The organism is Campylobacter sp. 2457A, from assembly GCF_020135895.1.
Classification (GTDB): domain Bacteria; phylum Campylobacterota; class Campylobacteria; order Campylobacterales; family Campylobacteraceae; genus Campylobacter_D; species Campylobacter_D taeniopygiae.
In genome coordinates, this window is sequence record NZ_JACHTO010000127.1 from 1 (window position 1) to 239 (window position 239).

The window sequence follows — 239 nt, forward strand, 5'->3', positions numbered from 1 at the left end:
AGCAAACTTATCTTTGCTTATAGCCAAAATTGCTCCTTGGTATGTGGATGGAGTGATTGATAACTCAGGAGGAACTTTGCCTGGACTTGAATATTTATTTGGAAAAGAATTATTAAAATTTGAGTATACTTTTAATGATCCAAATACAATTGTAGGATGTAGCACTAGAACCCATTGGACAAGAAAAGATCCTAATTCTCCTTATTATTTTAAAGATGAAAATTATATAATAAGAGCAA

At 30.5% G+C, this 239-nt stretch carries 1 protein-coding gene; it reads left to right on the top strand.

Features of this window, described 5'->3' with window-relative positions; translation table 11 throughout:
- Positions 1 to 239: DUF2920 family protein (locus tag H2280_RS08625; protein WP_337216275.1), on the top strand; the 239-nt coding region annotated here is incomplete at both ends.